This is a genomic window from Streptomyces katrae, assembly GCF_002028425.1.
In the GTDB taxonomy this organism is placed as follows: Bacteria; Actinomycetota; Actinomycetes; order Streptomycetales; family Streptomycetaceae; genus Streptomyces; species Streptomyces katrae_A.
In genome coordinates, this window is the sequence record NZ_CP020042.1 from 6,301,352 (window position 1) to 6,318,114 (window position 16,763).

Here is a 16,763-nt window from a genome sequence, read left to right on the forward strand (position 1 = left end):
GTGTCAGGTCCGCTGGAAGCCGTGGTGGCGGCCGATGACCGAGAAGCCGCGGCGCTCGTACCAGTGGCGCGGCCAGTCGTCCGCGTCGGCGGTCAGGAAGCGGGTGGCGCAGTGCGCGTCGGCGGCCCCCCGCAGGGCGGTGGCCAGTACCGCGTCCGCGTAGCCGCTCCTGAGGTGGAGTTCGGAGGTGATCAGGTCCTCGATCTGGGCCGTGCCCGAGGCCGCGTCCACGTAGAGGTCCGCCCACGAGGCGACCTCGCCCTCCGGGGTGCGGGCGCCGATGAACCGCACCGCGGCGGCCCCGCGCCGGTTGGTCTCGCGCCGGTCCACGAGCTGGCGGATCACCTCCTCGTCGGCGTCGGGCAGATAGCCGCGCCAGCGGCGGGCCAGCGGTTCGCGGAGCGCGTCCAGGGCCACCTCCTGCGCCCCGCCGCCGGGCGGCACGGGGCCCTCGTGCAGCATGACCAGGTAGGTGGAGCGGGTGTACCCGGCCCGGACCAGCGGTCCGGCGCAGGCCTCGCCCACCTCGTCGTCCAGGACCATGACCAGACGGTGCGACAGGTGCCCCAGGGCCTCGTCGGCCAGGCCCGGCAGCGCCCCGGGATCGGGCGTCCCGTCGATGACCACGTGGTTGTTGGAGTAGGAGAGCGCGAACTCGTCGTCGAGCGCGGCGAAACCGCCGGGGAGCTCGACGGTCCGCGCGGCCCGGCGGCGCGCGAAGCCGGCGAGGAAGCTCTTGATCTGGTCCATCTGCTGCATCTGCGAGCCGGTCATGGGGAGGAGCCTAGGCGGCCGGACCCGTGACCGCCGCCGAATTCCGCCCCCGGTCCGTGGCATATGCACGTAGGCTGGCCTGCCATGGAGACGACGGGGGAGTCCGAGGAGAGCTGGGCCGCCACGCGCGCCTGGGTGGACAAGACGCTGTCCGGTGGGGAGCGCGTCGAAAGCGCGGCCCTGCTCCGGGGCGGCTGGACCTCCACGATGCGCAGGCTGGAGCTGACGGGCGGGGCGGAGGGCCCCAGACCCCTGGTACTGCGCTCCTTCGTCCGGCCCTTCTACCTCCGGCACGCCGAAGGGCTGCTGACGCGCGAGGCGGACGTCCTGCGGCTGCTCGACGGTACGGACGTGCCCGCCGCCGCCCTCGTGGCCGTGGACGCGACGGCGCAGTACTGCGACCACCCCTCGCTGCTGATGTCCCTGCTGCCGGGAACGGTCCGCCTCGACGGTGAGGAGGCGGACCGGCGCGCCGGGCTGATGGCCCGCCAGCTGCTGGCCGTCCACCGGCTGGAGGTGCCCGGGCGGGACCGGCCCCGCGCCTACCAGGCGTGGACCTCCGCCGAGCGGGTCAGCCCGCCGGAGCGCACCCGCCGGCCCGGGCTGTGGCGGCGGGCCGTGGACGTCATCCGCCGCGACCCCCCGCGGCACCGGGCCTGCTTCCTGCACCGGGACTTCCACCCCGGCAACGTCCTCTTCGAGGGCGCGGGCGCGCAGCTGCGGATCAGCGGGGTCGTCGACTGGGTGGAGACCTCCTGGGGCCCGGCCGACCTCGACGTGGCCCACTGCTCGACCTCCCTGGCCCTGCTGCACGGGGTGCCGGCGGGCATGGGCTTCGCCGACCGCTACCTCGCGGCGGGCGGGACCCTGGCCGAGGACCCGGCCGACCACCTCTACTGGCGGCTGCTCGACGCCCTGGCCTTCGCCCCGGACGCCGAGAAGGTCGCCGTCCCCTGGCGGGGGCTGGGCCGGTCCGACCTCACCCCGGCGGTCATGACGGACCGGCTCGAGGACTACCTCGACGCCCTCCTCGTACGCTACGGCTGAGCCGCGGGCGGGCCGCCCGGCGCCCCCAGGGCCGCCGCCAGCAGCCGCTTGTCCGGCTTGCCGACCTCGGTCAGCGGGATCCGGTCCACGGTGTGCACGGCCCGGGGCGCGTACATCGCCCCCTTGTGCCGCGTCACGTACTCCCGGATCACCCCGGCTCCCGCGTCCCGCCCCGGTACGGGGACGACCGCGGCGTGCACCTCCTCGGTCCCGTCCTCCCTACGCACCCCGAACACCGCGCAGCGGGCGACGGCGGGATGGGCGAGGAGCAGTTCCTCCACCTCCGCCGGGTGGACGTGCCCGCCGACCACGACGACCTTGTCCCCGAGCCGGTCCACGACGAACAGGTGCCCCGAGGCGTCGAGGCAGCCGACGTCCCCGGTGCGGATCCAGCCGTCGCGCAGCACCTCGGCGGTCGCCCCGGGCCGGCGCCAGTACCCGCTCATCGTCATCGGCGTCCGGACGACGATCTCCCCGGTCTCCCCGGCGGGCAGGGGCCGGCCGTCGGCGCCGCGGATCTCGATGGTGACGCCGGGCGCCGCCCGCCCCGCCGTCGGCCGGCCGCCGGGGCCCGTCACCCCGTGCTCGTGCGGCAGCACCTCGGCGATGTTGCCCGCCTCGGTCTGCCCGTACCAGCCGTGCAGCACCGGCCCGAAGGCCCGGGCCGCCTCCCGCAGCCGCCCCGCCGAGGCGGCGGTGCCGCCGTAGAAGACGCGCCGCAGGGCGGACAGGTCGGCCGCCGGACGGTCCGGATGGTCCAGCAGCTCGTAGAGCAGGGGCGGCAGGAGCCAGACGTCGGTGACGCGCTCCCTTGCCAGGGCGGCCAGTACCTCACCCGCGTCGAACGCGGGCCGGAGCACGACCGTGCCGCCGGCCAGGAGGGTGATGTCCGCCAGGATGCCGGCCATGTGCGCCAGCGGGGTGCAGGCGAGCACCCGGGGCCGGCTCCCGGCCGGGATCCGGCCCGCGTAGAGGGCCAGCGCCGCGGCGTACGGGCCGTGCGCCATCCGCACGCCCTTGGGGATCCCGGTGGTGCCGCCGGTGAAGCGGACGCACCAGTCGTCCCCGGGCCGGGCCGCGCCCGCCACGGGCAGGGGCGGCCGCAGCGCCGCCGCCGCGGTGACGTCCTCGAAGCCGGGGGAGGGCCCCAGCGACAGCGCGGCGGGCACCGCCGTCCGGGCCAGCAGCTCCCCGGCGGCCGCCTCCGCACCGGGCGCCACCAGCAGCGTCACCGCGTCGAGGCTCCGCGCGATCCGGGCCCGGGCCTCCGCGGCCATGCCCTCGCTCAGGAACACCACCCGGGCGCCGAGCAGGTTCACCGCGTACCGCGCGACCAGCGCCTGGGGCTGGTTGCCCGTCAGGAAGGCGACGGTGGAACCCCGCCCGACCCCGTGCTCCGCCAGCTCCGCCGCCGTCCGCAGCACCCCGTCACGGAACTCCCCGGCCGAGACCGCGGGCCCCTCCGCCGGGACCAGGGCGGGGCGGCCGGGGTCACGGGCAAGCACCTCCAGCACGGACTCCGCGTAACTCGTGTACGGATCGGGCCGGCCGGGACTGTTCTCGGTGTTCTCGGTCATGTTCCGCAGGCTAGGAGCGCACCGCACATGCGGTCCAAGACCGGTTCTGCCATGAAAGGATGCCCCCACGGTTATGAAGGGGGCCCGCCGCGATGGATCTGCCCGCCCTGCGCTGCTTCCAGGTCGTCGCACGCCACGAGCACATCAGCCGGGCCGCCGCCGAACTGCGCGTCGCCCAGCCCTCGGTGAGCCGCACCGTCGCCCGCCTGGAAGCCGACCTCGGAGTGGAGCTCTTCGAGCGCCGAGGCCGCCGCATCCGCCTGAACCGGCACGGCGCCGCCTTCCTGCGCCGCGTCGACCGGGCGCTGGGCGAACTGGAGGACGGCCGCCGCGAACTGGCGCAGGCGGCCGGCGCCGGCAGCGGCAGCGTGACGGTGGCCTCCGAGACCCTGATGACCCTGGCCGCCCTCCTCCCGGGATGGCGCCGCGCCCGCCCCGGCGTGGACCTCCGGCTGCGCCAGTGCCCCGCCGACGCGATGGCGCACCTGCTGCGCACCCGCGAGGCGGACCTCTGCCTCGCCGCCGAGCCGCTCGCCGGGCCGGGACTGGAGTCGGTGGAGCTGCTGCGCGAGGAGGTGCTGCTCGCGGTGCCCGCCGGGCACCGGCTGGCCGGGCGTCAGGACGTCGCCGTGGCGGAGCTGGCGGGGGAGCCGTTCCTCACCCCCGGGCCGGGACACTGGCAGCGGGAACTCGCCGACCGGCTGTTCGCCCGCGAGGGCCTGCGGCCCGCGGTCGTCTGCGAGGGCGACGAACCCGGCGCGCTGCTGGACCTGGTCGGCGCGGGCCTCGGGGTCGCCCTGCTCCCGGCGATGGCACGGGAGGCGGGCCTGCGCGGGGCGGTGGCCTGGGCGCGGCTGGAGGGCACCGACAGCCACCGGGTGCTGTGGCTGGTGCGCGACCGTACGGCCTTCCGGCCCGCCGCGGTCGGCGACTTCGCCGCCTTCGTCCTCGCGCACTTCCGCGCGGAAGGCTGACGCCGCAGCCCTCAGAGGGTCCGCGCGGCCGCTCCCGGGGTGGGTCGGGGGTAGGTCCGCGACTGCTTGACGCTGCCGAACGCGAAGCTCGACTCGATCGAGGCGATCCCGGGGATGGCGTGGATCCGGTGGCGGACCAGGGCCTCGTACGCCTCCAGGTCCTCGATCACCACGCGCAGCAGGTAGTCGCTGCTGCCCGCCATCAGATAGCAGTCCTGGATGTGCTCGATCACCGCGACGTGCTGCTCGAACTCGGCGACCGCCTCCTTGGTGTGCCGTTCCAGACGGATCCGGACGAAGACGGTGATCGGCAGCCCGAACGCCACCTGGTCCACCACCGCCGTGTAGCCGCGGATCAGTCCCGCCTCCTCCAGCCGGCGGACCCGGCGCAGGCACGGGGAGGGGGACAGCCGCACGCGGTCGGCGAGGTCCTGGTTGGACAGCCGTCCGTCGGCCTGCAGCTCCCGGATGATCTGGAGGTCGACGGCGTCCATGGCCACTCCCGGGGTTCCTCGGCGCGCTCTCGGCGATTCTTGGCAGATCCTGCCCCAAACGTATGTCCGAGCGGCAGAACTGGCAATCGGCTGCCCCGGCCCACGCCCTAACGTTGCCGGTGAACGGGCCGGACCGGCCCGCTCTCACAGGCTGGAGTGCATCCCTTGGTCGCGACCAAAACCACCGGCGCGTCCGCGCCTGTCGAAACGGCGGGCCCGCCGGCCGGAAACACCGGCCGGTCCGGGCTCTCCCCGCACGCCCAGGGCATGCTCGCCCTCGGCGTGACCGTGGCCATCTGGGCCGCCTTCGCGCTCAGCGCCCGCGCCCTGAGCGCCTCCACCCTGCTGCCCGCCGACGCCGCCCTGCTGCGCTTCGGCGTCCCCGTCCTCGTCCTGGCCCCCGCCCTGTGGCGGCGCAGGCGCAAGATCGCCGCGGTCCGCCCCGGAACCGCCCTGAAGATCGTCTGCGGGGCCGGGGTGCCCTTCTTCCTCGCGGCCATGCACGGCGGGTCCCTGACCTCGGCGGCCTTCGTCGGCTCGATCGTCCCCGGGATGGTCCCGCTCTTCGTCTCCGCCCTGATGGCCGCCCGCGGCCGCGGGCTCCCCCGGGGCGCCCAGGCGGCCGGGCTGGCGCTGATCGCGGCCGGAGTGGCCGCCCTGGTGTGGCGCTACGTCGTCCCCGTCGACGCCGCCGTACTGGAGGGGACCGCCACGCTGCTCGTGGCCAGCGGCCTGTGGGCCCTGTACACCGTGGGGCTGCGCGACGTGGACCTCGACCCCGTCGGCTCGATCGGCCTGCTGTGCCTGCCCTCCTTCGCCGTGATCGCCCTGCTGGTCCTCACCGGGGCCCTCCCGACGGGCCTGGCGCACGCGGCGGGCGCCGACATCGCCCTGTTCCTCGTGGTGCAGGGGCTCGGCGTCGGGCTGTGCGCGGGCCTGCTGTACGCCTTCGCCATCCGCCGGCTGGGCGCCGAACGCAGCTCCGCCGTCGGCAGCCTCAGTCCCGTCGCCGTCGTCCTGCTCGCCGTCCCCGTGCTCGGGGAGTCCCCGACCGCCGCCGTGCTCGTCGGCGTCCCCCTGATCACCGTCGGCGTCGTCCTCGCCAACCGGCGCCCCCGGCCCCGCACCCGTCCCTCCGCCCACCCCCGTCCCGAGGTCCCCGCAGATGCTTGAGCTCCTTCCCCCGCCGCCCACCGACCCGCTGTGGGACCTGACGTACGAGTTCGGCTCCGACGAGCGGGCCGAGCGGCTGAACCTGGTGCTCGGCGTCTACCGCGACCACACGGGCCGCACGCCGGTCATGGCCGCCGTCCGCGAGGCGGAGATACGGCTCGCGGAACGTTCCGAGTCCAAGGAGTACCGGGGCCTGTCCGGCAACTCCGCCTTCAACCGGGCCCTGCTCACCCTGGTCCTCGGGGACACCGGCCCGCAGGGCCCGGCCGGCCGGGCCGCGGCCGTCCAGACCGTCGCGGGCTCCGGGGCGCTGCGGCTGCTGGCCGACCTGATCTGCCGCACCCGCCCGGGCGCCACCGTGTGGATCAGCGACCCGGCGTACGTCAACCACCGCCCCATCCTGGAGGCGGCCGGGCTGGAGGTCCGCACCTACCGCTGGCGCGACGCCGAGGGCCGCTTCGACGCGGCCGGCGTCCTGCGCGACCTCGCGGCGGCCACCCGCGACGACGTGGTGCTGCTCCAGGGCTGCTGCCACAACCCCACCGGCGTCGACCCCGAGCCCGAGGACTGGGAGGCCCTGGCCGCGCTGGCGGTCCGCGACGGCTGGGTGCCGTTCGTCGACCTGGCCTACCACGGACTCGGCGACGGGCTGGAGGCCGACCTCGGGGCCACCCGCCTGCTCGCCGACCGGGTGCCGGAGATGCTCATCGCCGTCAGCTGCTCGAAGAACTTCGGCCTGTACAGCGACCGCACCGGCTGCGCCATCGTCCTCGGTGCCTCCGAGCGGGCCGTGCGGCACGCCGAGACGGCCCTGCAGAACGCCGCCCGGACGCTGTACTCGATGCCGCCCGAGCACGGGGCCGCCGTCGTCACCACCGTCCTGGAGGACGAGGGGCTGCGGGCCGCCTGGCGGGCCGAGCTGGAGGTCATGCGCGGCCGCATCGAGGCCAACCGCACGAACCTCGCCGCACGGCTGGCGGAGCTCGGCTGGGGCCCGCAGGCGGCCTCGCTCGCACGGCAGCGCGGAATGTTCTCCATGCTGCCCCTGACCCCCGAGGAGATGCTCAGGCTGCGCCGGCAGTACGCCATCTACGGGACCACCGCCGGGCGGATCAACATCGCGGGCATCGAGGCCGGGCGGATCCCCTGCCTCGCGCGGGGAGTCGCGGGCGTACTCGCCGGCCGCTGAACCGCTGGACAAAGCATGCAGGTCGAGAGCCCCTGGAGAATGGCCGGATAGAACTCACAGCGGGCGGTGGGCAGTTGGCCGTGTGGCATCATGGCCGCGTTGTCGACCGCTGGGTTCGCCGGAGGACTGAGGGATGAAGTTACCTGGCTCCGCGTTACCGGCGTCGGAGGACCGCAGGCTCAGGCGGCGGCTGAAGAAGGTGCGCCGGACCTGCGAAGGGCTGCTCGCGGAATGGGGCATGGAGCACGGCTGCGGCATCGACGAGCTCCACGCGCACCTCAGCGCGCGGCGCGGGCGTCCCATCCACCTGATCCCGACGGCCTTCCCCGAACGCCACCTGTTCGGGATATGGCTGAAAACGGATGACTTCGACATCATCGCCTTCGAGAAGGCGGCTTCGGCGTCGCACAAGGAACACATCATCGCCCACGAACTCGCCCACATCGCCTTCGACCACCAGGGGTCCCTGCAACTGGACCAGGCAGGCGCCGGTCCGCGCGAGCCGGAGGTGACGGGAGGAGTGGGCGAGGCGGGTGCGCTGTTCTCCGACGTCGACCCCGAGGCCGTGCGCAGCGTGCTGATGCGTTCCCGCTACAGCGACGACGAGGAGCAGGAGGCCGAGACGATGGCCTCCCTGATCCTGGCCCGGGCCAACAAGCGGTGGACCGAGCCCGCCTGGGGGGTGCCGGACGAGGCCGCCGAGATAGTGGCCCGGATAGAGAGCGGTCTGGGCAGGCCCGAGCAGGGGCCGGCGTGATCTACGCGATCCTCGCGTGGGTCTGTGCCTTCGTCGGCCTCGCGGCCTTCGCCTACCGGCTCCCGGACCTGCTGCGCAGACGGCACGACGTCGCCCTGTGGGCGCTGTGCACCTACTTCCTGTGCTCCGGGATCAGCTTCCTGGTCGACCTGGACCTGCTGCGGCTGCACATCTCCGCCTTCTTCGGGCTGCCGAACATCACCTCGCTGATCACCCAGGCGGCGGTCGTGGTGCTCACCGCCGCGCAGCAGGTGGTCCTCGTCTACTGGTCCTCACCGCCCGCCGAGGCGCGCCGGATGGCCCGCCGGCGCGTCCTCGGCTTCGGCGGCGCGCTCGCCGTGCTCGTCGTCTCCTCCTTCTCCGTCGGCCCGGTGGCGCACTCGGAGACGGCCACCTCCACGATCCTGCTCAGCATCCAGCACGGCGGATACGCCGTGTACATGTCCTTCTACCTGCTGGTCTGCGCGGTCGGGCAGTTCGAGACCGTGCGCCTGTCGCTGCGCTTCACCACCATGGCCAACCGCCAGTGGCTCAAGGTCGGCATGCGCACCGTCACCGTCGGCGCCAGCATGATCCTCGTCTACTGCGTCACCCGCGGAATCCAGATCGCCGGCACCCGCCTGGACTTCGACGGCAGCGCCCTCGACCCCATCCAGTGGACGGCCGGCAGCGTCGGCGCCCTCCTCCAGATCGCCGGCTGGACCATCCCCTCCTGGGGCATCCGCATCACCCGCGCCCGCGGCTGGATCCGCTCCTACCGCTCCTGGCACCGGCTGCGGCCCCTGTGGTGGGCGCTGTACCAGGCCTCGCCGGACATCGCCCTGGACCCGCCACGCTCCCGGCTGCGCGACCTCGTGCCCCCGCGGGACCCGCACTACCGCCTCTACCGCCGCGTCATCGAGATCCGCGACGGGCAGCTGATCCTGCGCACCTCCCTGTCCCTGGAGGACTTCTCCCGCGTGGCCCGCTCCCTGGACCTCCCCGAGGACCCGACCTCGCCCCTGGGCGAGGCCCTGCAGGTGCGCGCCGTCCTCAGCCGGCCCGCCGAGGAGCGGGCGGAGCGCGCCGACGCCTCCGAGATCCCCGCGCGGCCCCCGTACGAGGACTTCCGCGACGAGGTGGAGTGGCTGAGCCAGGTGGCCTCCTCCTTCAACCGGCTCGGCCAGGGCCGCCCCGGGCCGGTCGACGCGGGCCTGCTGTCATGACGGCACCCGGGCGGGAGCCGGGGGAGTGCCAGGACCTGGTCCCCCTGGCCGCGGGGGCCGTCGCACGCCTGGTCGCCCTCGACACCGGGCGGGGCGCGACCGCGGCCGTGGCCGCCGTACGGGAGGCCGTGCGACCGCTCCCGCAGCTGTCGGCCGCCCCGGACACCCTGCGCGGCCTCGGCCCCGACCCGCTCGCCGCCCTCGCCGAGCTGGCGGAGGTCATCGGCTGGATCCTCTTCGACGCGGGCCACTACCGCCGTGCCCACCGGATGAACGCGCGGGCCCTCGCCCTGGCGGAACTGTGCGGGGACCGCTGGACGGCCCGGCTGACCCTGCTCAACCACAGCATGCTCACCACCCACACCGGCCGCCCCCGGGCCGCCCTGGACGCCGCCGCCCGGGTGGCCGGGCCGCGCCCGCTGCCCGCCCGCGTCGCCGGCCTCGTCCTGGTCCGCCGGGCCCACGCCACCGCCCTGCTCGGCGCGGACCGCGAACCCCTCCGGCTGATCGCCCGCGCCCAGAGCCGCTTCCTGGACGGGATCTCGCCCCGGGACCCGCACTGGGCGTGGTGGATCGACCAGACCGAACTCCTCGGCCACCAAGGCTGGGTCCACGCCCGGCTGCGCCGCTGGGACCGGGCCATCCCGCTGCTCTACGAGGCCGCCACCGCACCCGGCCCCTCCTACCGGCACCTGTTCTCCGCCGAGCTCCTCGCGGCGTTCGCCGGAGCCGGCGCCTGGCATGAGGCGGAGGAGCTCATCGGACGGATCGCCCCCCGGGCCGCGGCCATCGGCTCGGTCCGCACGACCGAGACGCTGGCCGCCACCGCGGCCGGTCTGCGCCACCGCCGCGGGGCCCCGGCCTCCCTGCGGGACGCGGCGGTCCACCTGCGGGAATCCCTGCCGGCCTGAGCCGCCCGGCCCTTCGGAGGGACGGACCCGCCGGACGGCCGCCACGACGCGCGACACCGACACACCCACCACTCCACAGATTGGACGACGACATGCGCTCTCCACGGATCTCGACGCCCGCCGCCGGCCTGCTGGCCGCGGCGGCCCTCCTCTTCGCCTTCGGCGGTCCGGTGTCGCAGGCCGCCTTCGGCACGCCCGCCGCCTCGGCCGCCCCGGCCGCGCAGCCCGCCGCCGAGCAGGGCACCCCGTACATCTCCACGCACCTCTACTTCGGCACGGGCCGGCACAACGGCAACCCGCCGATCACCGAGGCGGAGTTCAACAAGTTCCTCGCCGACGTCATCACCCCCCGGTTCCCCTCCGGGCTCACCCTCCAGGAGGGCCGCGGCCAGTGGCGTGACAAGGAGGGCGACATCAACAGTGAGAGATCGTACGAGCTCACCGTGATGTACCCGGTGCGCGAGGCCGCCGCCCGCAACGCCGACATCGAGTACATCCGCAAGCTGTACTGCACGACGTGGGAGCTGGAGTCCGTGGGCCGGGCCGACGTCCGCGCCCAGGTCGACTTCTGAGTCCGGCGGGCAGGCGGCGCCGGGGGAGCGGCCTGGACGCCGGGCGCCCCTGCGCGCGCCGCCGCGCCCCCGCCGTTCCGCCCCCGCCACAGCGCCCCATACCGAGCCCTCGGATAGGGTGAATCGGTACGAATCGGACCCCTCGGGGTGAGGATCGGTGTATTGGACACGTACCAGTCGGCGAGCAGGGTGCCCGATCCGCCGGAAGCGGCCGTCGGGTACGCGGGCGTCCTGCGCGAGCTGCTGCCGATCGCCCTGTGGCGGGAGGACGCGGACGGCATCGTCGTGGAGTGGTCCCTGGCGGCCCAGGAACTCCTGGGCCACCGGCCCGAGGAGATCCTCGGCCGCCCCGGCACCGCCGTCCTCGTCCCCGAGGGCAACCGCGGACTCGCCGACGACCTGACCCGCCGCGTCCAGGCCGGCGAGACCGTCGTCGGCACCCTGCCCGTCCGCCACCGCGACGGCCACCGGGTCGCCATGGAGATGTGGATCGTGCCCGCCGCCGACCCCCGGGGCCGCAGGGGCGCCATGCTCATCGCCGTCGAGACCTCCCAGGTCCTGCGCATGCGGGACTCCCTCGCCGCCCTCCAGAGCCTGTTCACCCAGTCCCCGATCGGTCTCGCCACCCTCGGCCCCGACCTGCGCTTCCTGCGCGTCAACGACGCCCTCGCCCGGATGAACGGCGTCCCCGCCGCCGACCACCTGGGCCGGCGGCTCACCGAGGTGGTCCCCGGGGTCAACGCCACCGCGCTGGAGGCCACCATGCGGCAGGTGCTCGAACGGGGCACCGCCGTCCTCGACGTCCGCCGCACCGGCCGCACCCCCGCCGACCCCGGCCACGACCACACCTGGTCCTGCTCCTACGCCCCCCTCCTCGACGGCAGCGGCCGCACCCTCGGCCTGATCGCCTCCCTCATCGACATCACCGAGGGCCAGCGCGCCCAGCAGGAGGCCGAACGCGCCCGCACCCGCTTCGCCCTCCTCGCCGAGGCCGGCACCCGCATCGGCACCACCCTCGACCTGGGCCGCACCGCCCAGGAGATCGTCGACCTGCTGGTGCCGCAGCTCGCCGACTCCGCCGACGTACAGCTCCTCGAAGCCGTCCTCGACCCCGACGAGACCCACGCCGCGGCCGCCGCCACCCACGGGGTCATGCGCCGCCTCGCCGCCGCCTTCCCCGACCCCACCGCCCCCACCGCCCGCCTGGTCCCCGGCCAGACCCTCCAGATCCCCGCCGGGTCCGTCTACGAACGGGTCATCGCCGAGGGCGTGCCGATGAACCTCTACGCCTCCGACGTCCCCGCCCTGATCACCGACCCCCGCGCCGACGCCCTGCGCGCCTACCTCGCCGCCCTCGGCTCGGCCCGCATGGTCCCGCTCGTCGCCCGCGGCAAGGTGCTCGGCGCCGTCGCCGTCACCAGGCTGCGCAGCCGCGAGCCCTTCGACGCGCAGGACTGCGTCCTGATCGACGAACTCGTCGCCCGGGCCGCCCTCAACATCGACAACGCCCGCATGTACACCGCCCAGCGGCACGCCGCCCTCACCCTCCAGCGCAGCCTCACCAACAGCGCCCTCCCCGACGTCCCCGGCCTCGAGCTGACCGGCCGCTACCTGCCCGCCAGCGACCACGACGTCGGCGGCGACTGGTACGACGTCATCCAGCTGCCCCGCGGCCGCACCGGCCTGGTCATCGGCGACGTCATGGGACACGGCATCCACGCCGCCGCCGTCATGGGCCAGCTCCGCACCGCCGTGCGCACCCTCGCCCGGCACGACGTGCCGCCCGCGCGGATGCTCCGCTCCCTGGACGCGGCCGTCCGCGACCTCGGCGAGGACGAGATGGCCACCTGCGTCTACGCCGTGCACGACGCGGCCACCGGCTGCTGCGTCATCGCCCGCGCAGGGCACCCGCCGCCCGCCGTGGTCACCGCCGACGGCACGGTCGCCTTCCTCCAGGGCCCGCCCGGCACCCCGCTGGGCACCGGAGGCCGCTCCTTCCCCTCCGAAACGGTCCGGCTGCCCCCCGGCAGCCTCCTCGCCCTCTACACCGACGGGCTGATCGAGGCCCGCGACCGGGACCTCGACGAGGGCATGGACCGCCTCGCCCGCGCCCTGCGGCAGCCCGCCCGGCCGCTGGAGGAGCTGTGCGAGGCCGTCCTGACCCGGCTGCTGCCCACCGCCCCGCAGGACGACGTGGCGGTCCTGCTGGCCCGCACCACCGGCTGACCGGTGGCGGCGGCTCACCAGGCCAGGTCCCCCAGCACGTCCGGGTCCAGACCCGGCGGCAGCTGCGGCTCCCCGCCCGCCGTACGCGACAGCTCCGCCCAGATGACCTTGCCCCGCTCCGTGTAGCGGGTGCCCCACCGCTCCGCGTACTGGGCGACGAGGAACAGCCCCCGGCCGCCCTCGTCGGTGGTGGCCGCGTAGCGCAGGTGCGGGGAGGTGCTGCTGCCGTCGGAGACCTCGCAGATCAGGTTCCGGTCGTTCAGCAGCCGGACCCTCATCGGCTCGTTCCCGTACCGGATCGCGTTGGTGATCAGCTCGCTGAGGACCAGCTCGGCCGTGAACGAAAGCTCCTCCAGCCCCCACGCCTCCAGCTGCCCGGCCGCGGCCCGGCGCACCCGGGAGACGGCCGACGGGTCGTCGGGCACCTCCCACTCCGCGATCCGGTGCGCATCCAGCCGCCGGGCCTCGGCGATCAGGAGTGCGATGTCGTCGCTCGGCGCCGGGAACAGCATCGCCGCCAGCACGTCCGCGCAGGCCTGCTCGGGGCTGCGGCCCGGCCGGGCCAGGGTCCGGCCCAGCAGCTCCAGCCCGGCGTCGAAGTCCCGGTCGCGGTCCTCCAGCAGCCCGTCCGTGAACAGCACCAGCCGGCTGCCCTCGGGCACTGCCAGCCCCGTCGCCTCGAAGGGCATCCCGCCCACCCCGAGCGGCAGCCCGGTCGGCAGCTCCGGGAACTCCACCCGCCCGTCGGGGTGGACCAGCGCCGGCCCCGGATGGCCGGCGCTGGCCATCACGCAGTGCCCCGACACCGGGTCGTAGACGGCGTACAGGCAGGTGGCGCCGGTGATGCCGGCCGGCTCCTCGGCCCCCTCGCCCACCCCTTCGCCGGGCTCCTCGCCCGCGGCCGGCTCGCCGCCCTCCAGCTGGTCGATCCGGTCGATGAGCTCGTCCAGGTGGCCCAGCAGCTCGTCCGGGGGCATGTCCAGCGTCGAGAAGTTGTGCACGGCCGTGCGCAGCCGGCCCATCGTGGCCGCCGCGTGCACCCCGTGCCCCACCACGTCGCCCACCACCAGCGCCACCCGCGCCCCCGGCAGCGGGATCACGTCGAACCAGTCCCCGCCCACCCCGGCCTTCGCCGGCAGGTACCGGAACGCGGTCTCCACCGCGCTCAGGTCCGGCAGCACCCGGGGCAGCAGACTGCGCTGGAGGGTCACGGCGGTGGCGTGCTCACGGGTGAAGCGGCGGGCGTTGTCGATGGAGACGGCCGCACGCGCCCCCAGCTCCTCCGCGAAGGACAGGTCCTCCTCGTCGAAGGGCTCGGGGGTGTCCGCGGCCCGCCAGAAGTTCGCCATCCCCAGCACCACGCCCCGCGCCTGGAGCGGTACGGAGATCAGCGAGTGGAACCCGTACTCCAGGGCCACCCGCGTCCCGGCCGCGTCGGCCGCCCGCCAGCCCATCGCGGCCTGCAGGTCGGCGGCCAGCACCGCCCGCCCGGCGTCCAGGGCCTCCGCCATCGGAGCGTCGGGCACCGCGAAGAAGATGGTGTCCCCGACCGGCTGGAGCGGCTGGTCGGCGCGCACCCCCGTCATCGCCGCCCGCCGCATCCGCGCGTGCATCCCCGCCACCGGCGAGGGCTCGTCCCCGCGCAGCACCGGCTCCAGCAGCTCGACGGTGACGAAGTCCGCGAAGCGCGGCACGGCCACCTCCGACAGCTCCTCCGCGGTGCGCACCACGTCCAGGGTGGTCCCGATCCGCCCCCCGGCGTCGTACAGCAGCTGCAGCCGCTCCCGGGCCACCTCGGCGCGGCCGGACAGCGCGGCGAGCTCGGTGGTGTCGCGCAGGGTCATCACGCTGCCCGAGGGCCGTCCGCCGAACGGCGCGGTGGGCCGTACGTTGACGGCCAGCAGCCGGTCGCCCGCCAGGTGGACCTCGTCCGTGGCCACCCGCCCGGACAGCAGCAGCCCGGCGGTGCGCGGATCGAGGCCCAGCTCGCCGACGTCCCGCTGCTCGGCGTCGGGCGGCAGGTCCAGCAGCCGGCGCGCCTCGTCGTTGGCGAGCAGCAGCCGGTGGTCGGCGCCGACGATGAGCACCCCCTCGCGCACGGCGTGCAGCACCGCCTCGTGGTGCTCGTTCATCCGGGCCAGCTCGGCGGCGCCCAGGCCCCGGGTCTGGCGCCGCAGCCGCCGGCTGACCAGGGCGGCCCCGGCGGTGCCCAGCAGCAGGGCGCCGGCGGCGGCCCCGATCAGCAGCGGGAGCTGTCCCTCGACCACGTGGCCGAGGTTCTCGATCTCTATGCCGGTGGAGACCAGCCCGACCACCTTGCCCCCGGCGTCCCGCACGGGGACCACGGCCCGGACCGCGTCACTGGGCGCACCCCGGAACACCTCGGTGAAGGGCTCCCCGGCTGCCGCCCGCCCGAGGTCGCCGGTGGCGCGCTTGCCGATCAGGTCGGGCCGGGCGTCGGTGTAGCGGACGCCGTCGGTGCTCAGGACGGAGACGAAGTCGAGGCCGGAGGCCTTGCGGGCGGCGTCGGCCAGGGGCTGGAGCTCGGCGGTGGGGTCGGGGGAGGCCAGCGCGGCGGGCAGGCCGGGGGCGTGGGCGAAGGCCTCGGCGGCGGCCAGCGAACGGTTGCGGGCGTCCTTCTCGCTGTCGTGGCCGGCCTGGAAGAACAGGGCCAGCGCGGCGGCCGTGATCAGCAGCAGCACGATGAGCGCCTGGAGGGCGAACACCTGGCCGGCGAGACTGCTGCGGGCCAGCGAGAGGCGCGCGAGCAGGCTCGCCGGCCGCGTATCCCTGTGCCGACCCGAACGTCCGGTCATGAGCCATTTCTAACACTGTCACCGGTTAGGGGAGCGTTGGCCGCCGCCGTGCGGTACGCGCGCGGGCTGCGTCCGAAGGCCGCCGCGAAGCGCTGGCGGAAGGTGACCTCGCTGGCGAACCCCGCCCGGCGGGCCACCTCGGGCACCGGGTGGTCGGTGCGCTCCAGGAGCTTGCGGGCCTCGTCCAGCCGGCGGCCCAGCAGCCATTGGTGGGGCGTGGTCCCGGTGGAGGCCGCGAAGTGCCGGGCGAAGGAGCGCGGGGACATCCCCGCCCAGCGGGCCAGCGTGGCCACGTCCAGGGGCTCGTGCAGCCGGCGCAGGGCCTGCTGGCGCACGGCGGCCAGCGCCTCGGCGGTCCGGTCGGCGGCCGGGGTGGGCCGGTCCAGGTACTGGGCGTGGTCCCCGGCGCGGAACGGTCCCGTCACCATCGAACGGGCGATGGCGGCGGCGGCCTCCGCCCCGTGGGCCTCGCGCACCAGGTGCAGGCACAGGTCGATGCCCGAGGCGACCCCGGCGGAGGTCCACAGCCCGTCGTCCTCCACGAACAGCGGGGCCTCCTCCACCAGCACCGCGGGATGGCGGGCGGCCAGCTGCGGGGCCAGCCACCAGTGCGTCACCGCGCGCCGCCCGTCCAGCAGCCCCGCCTCGGCGAGGACGAACGCCCCCGCGCACAGCGCCGCCACCGCAGCGCCCCGGGCGTGCACCCGCCGCAGGGCCGCCAGTACCGGCTCGGGCGTCGGATCGCAAGGCTCCGCCAGCGCCGGCACCACGACCAGATCGGCCTCGTCGAGCCAGTCCAGTCCCCGGTCGGGGGCCAGGGTGAGCCCGCCGGGCAGGGCGATGGGCCCCGGCTCCAGCGCACAGCGGCGCAGCTCGAACGGGGGCACCCCGCTGCGGCTGCGGTCGGGCCCCCAGACCTCCGTGATGACGGCGAGGTCGAAGGCGCGGATCCCGGGCTGGGCGACGATCGCGACGCGGTGCATGCGGCCACTCTGCCAGAACCCCGCCTGGCGATCCTGCCAGTCTGGCAGGATCCCATCGTTTCGCG

14 protein-coding genes are annotated in these 16,763 nt (G+C 75.3%); 9 read left to right on the forward strand and 5 right to left on the reverse strand.

Going from position 1 to position 16,763, the window contains the following annotated elements:
* Window positions 1-3: 3 nt before the first annotated feature.
* A complete protein-coding gene (locus tag B4U46_RS28530; RefSeq protein ID WP_079430531.1) occupies window positions 4-774 on the reverse strand; it encodes a GNAT family N-acetyltransferase in 771 nt (256 codons plus the stop codon).
* 84 nt (window positions 775-858) lie between these two features.
* Here B4U46_RS28530 and B4U46_RS28535 point away from each other — a divergent pair, with 84 nt between their 5' ends.
* Entirely contained in the window at window positions 859-1,821 is a 963-nt protein-coding gene (locus B4U46_RS28535) for a phosphotransferase family protein (protein ID WP_079430532.1), read from the forward strand.
* Here B4U46_RS28535 and B4U46_RS28540 read toward each other — a convergent pair.
* Window positions 1,812-3,398, reverse strand: coding sequence for an AMP-binding protein (locus B4U46_RS28540; protein WP_079430533.1), 1,587 nt, complete (start codon window positions 3,396-3,398; stop codon window positions 1,812-1,814). The two genes, B4U46_RS28535 and B4U46_RS28540, sit on opposite strands and share 10 nt — an antisense overlap.
* Before the next feature lie 92 nt (window positions 3,399-3,490).
* Here B4U46_RS28540 and B4U46_RS28545 point away from each other — a divergent pair, with 92 nt between their 5' ends.
* Entirely contained in the window at window positions 3,491-4,372 is an 882-nt protein-coding gene (locus B4U46_RS28545; RefSeq protein ID WP_079430534.1) for a LysR family transcriptional regulator, read from the forward strand.
* Window positions 4,373-4,383: 11 nt separating this feature from the next.
* Here B4U46_RS28545 and B4U46_RS28550 read toward each other — a convergent pair whose 3' ends face one another.
* Window positions 4,384-4,866 (reverse strand): Lrp/AsnC family transcriptional regulator, encoded by a 483-nt coding sequence (locus B4U46_RS28550; RefSeq protein WP_079432031.1) that lies wholly within the window; start codon window positions 4,864-4,866, stop codon window positions 4,384-4,386.
* A 165-nt stretch (window positions 4,867-5,031) separates the two neighbouring features.
* Here B4U46_RS28550 and B4U46_RS28555 point away from each other — a divergent pair, with 165 nt between their 5' ends.
* From B4U46_RS28555 to B4U46_RS28585, 7 genes are all read left to right on the forward strand, one after another.
* Window positions 5,032-6,039 (forward strand): DMT family transporter, encoded by a 1,008-nt coding sequence (locus B4U46_RS28555; RefSeq protein ID WP_237293153.1) that lies wholly within the window; start codon window positions 5,032-5,034, stop codon window positions 6,037-6,039.
* Window positions 6,032-7,228: an aromatic amino acid transaminase gene (locus B4U46_RS28560; protein WP_079430535.1), complete on the forward strand. Its 1,197-nt coding sequence runs from the start codon at window positions 6,032-6,034 to the stop codon at window positions 7,226-7,228. The genes B4U46_RS28555 and B4U46_RS28560 overlap by 8 nt, the downstream gene beginning before the upstream one ends.
* A gap of 133 nt (window positions 7,229-7,361) precedes the next feature.
* A complete protein-coding gene (locus B4U46_RS28565) occupies window positions 7,362-7,985 on the forward strand; it encodes a hypothetical protein (protein ID WP_123995246.1) in 624 nt (207 codons plus the stop codon).
* Complete coding sequence (locus B4U46_RS28570) at window positions 7,982-9,190, forward strand: MAB_1171c family putative transporter (protein WP_079430537.1); 1,209 nt, start codon at window positions 7,982-7,984, stop codon at window positions 9,188-9,190. Before B4U46_RS28565 ends, B4U46_RS28570 begins: the two co-directional genes overlap by 4 nt.
* On the forward strand, window positions 9,187-10,101 hold the full coding sequence (locus B4U46_RS28575; protein WP_079430538.1) for a DNA-binding protein: 915 nt from the start codon (window positions 9,187-9,189) through the stop codon (window positions 10,099-10,101). The genes B4U46_RS28570 and B4U46_RS28575 overlap by 4 nt, the downstream gene beginning before the upstream one ends.
* 92 nt (window positions 10,102-10,193) lie before the next feature.
* Window positions 10,194-10,673 (forward strand): DUF3574 domain-containing protein, encoded by a 480-nt coding sequence (locus B4U46_RS28580; RefSeq protein ID WP_079430539.1) that lies wholly within the window; start codon window positions 10,194-10,196, stop codon window positions 10,671-10,673.
* Window positions 10,674-10,835: 162 nt separating this feature from the next.
* Window positions 10,836-12,899, forward strand: coding sequence for a SpoIIE family protein phosphatase (locus B4U46_RS28585; protein WP_079430540.1), 2,064 nt, complete (start codon window positions 10,836-10,838; stop codon window positions 12,897-12,899).
* A gap of 14 nt (window positions 12,900-12,913) precedes the next feature.
* Here the strand turns inward: B4U46_RS28585 and B4U46_RS28590 are convergent, their stop codons facing one another.
* Window positions 12,914-15,715, reverse strand: coding sequence for a SpoIIE family protein phosphatase (locus B4U46_RS28590; RefSeq protein WP_079430541.1), 2,802 nt, complete (start codon window positions 15,713-15,715; stop codon window positions 12,914-12,916).
* A complete protein-coding gene (locus B4U46_RS28595; RefSeq protein WP_079430542.1) occupies window positions 15,712-16,698 on the reverse strand; it encodes a GlxA family transcriptional regulator in 987 nt (328 codons plus the stop codon). Before B4U46_RS28595 ends, B4U46_RS28590 begins: the two co-directional genes overlap by 4 nt.
* Window positions 16,699-16,763 lie beyond the last annotated feature (65 nt).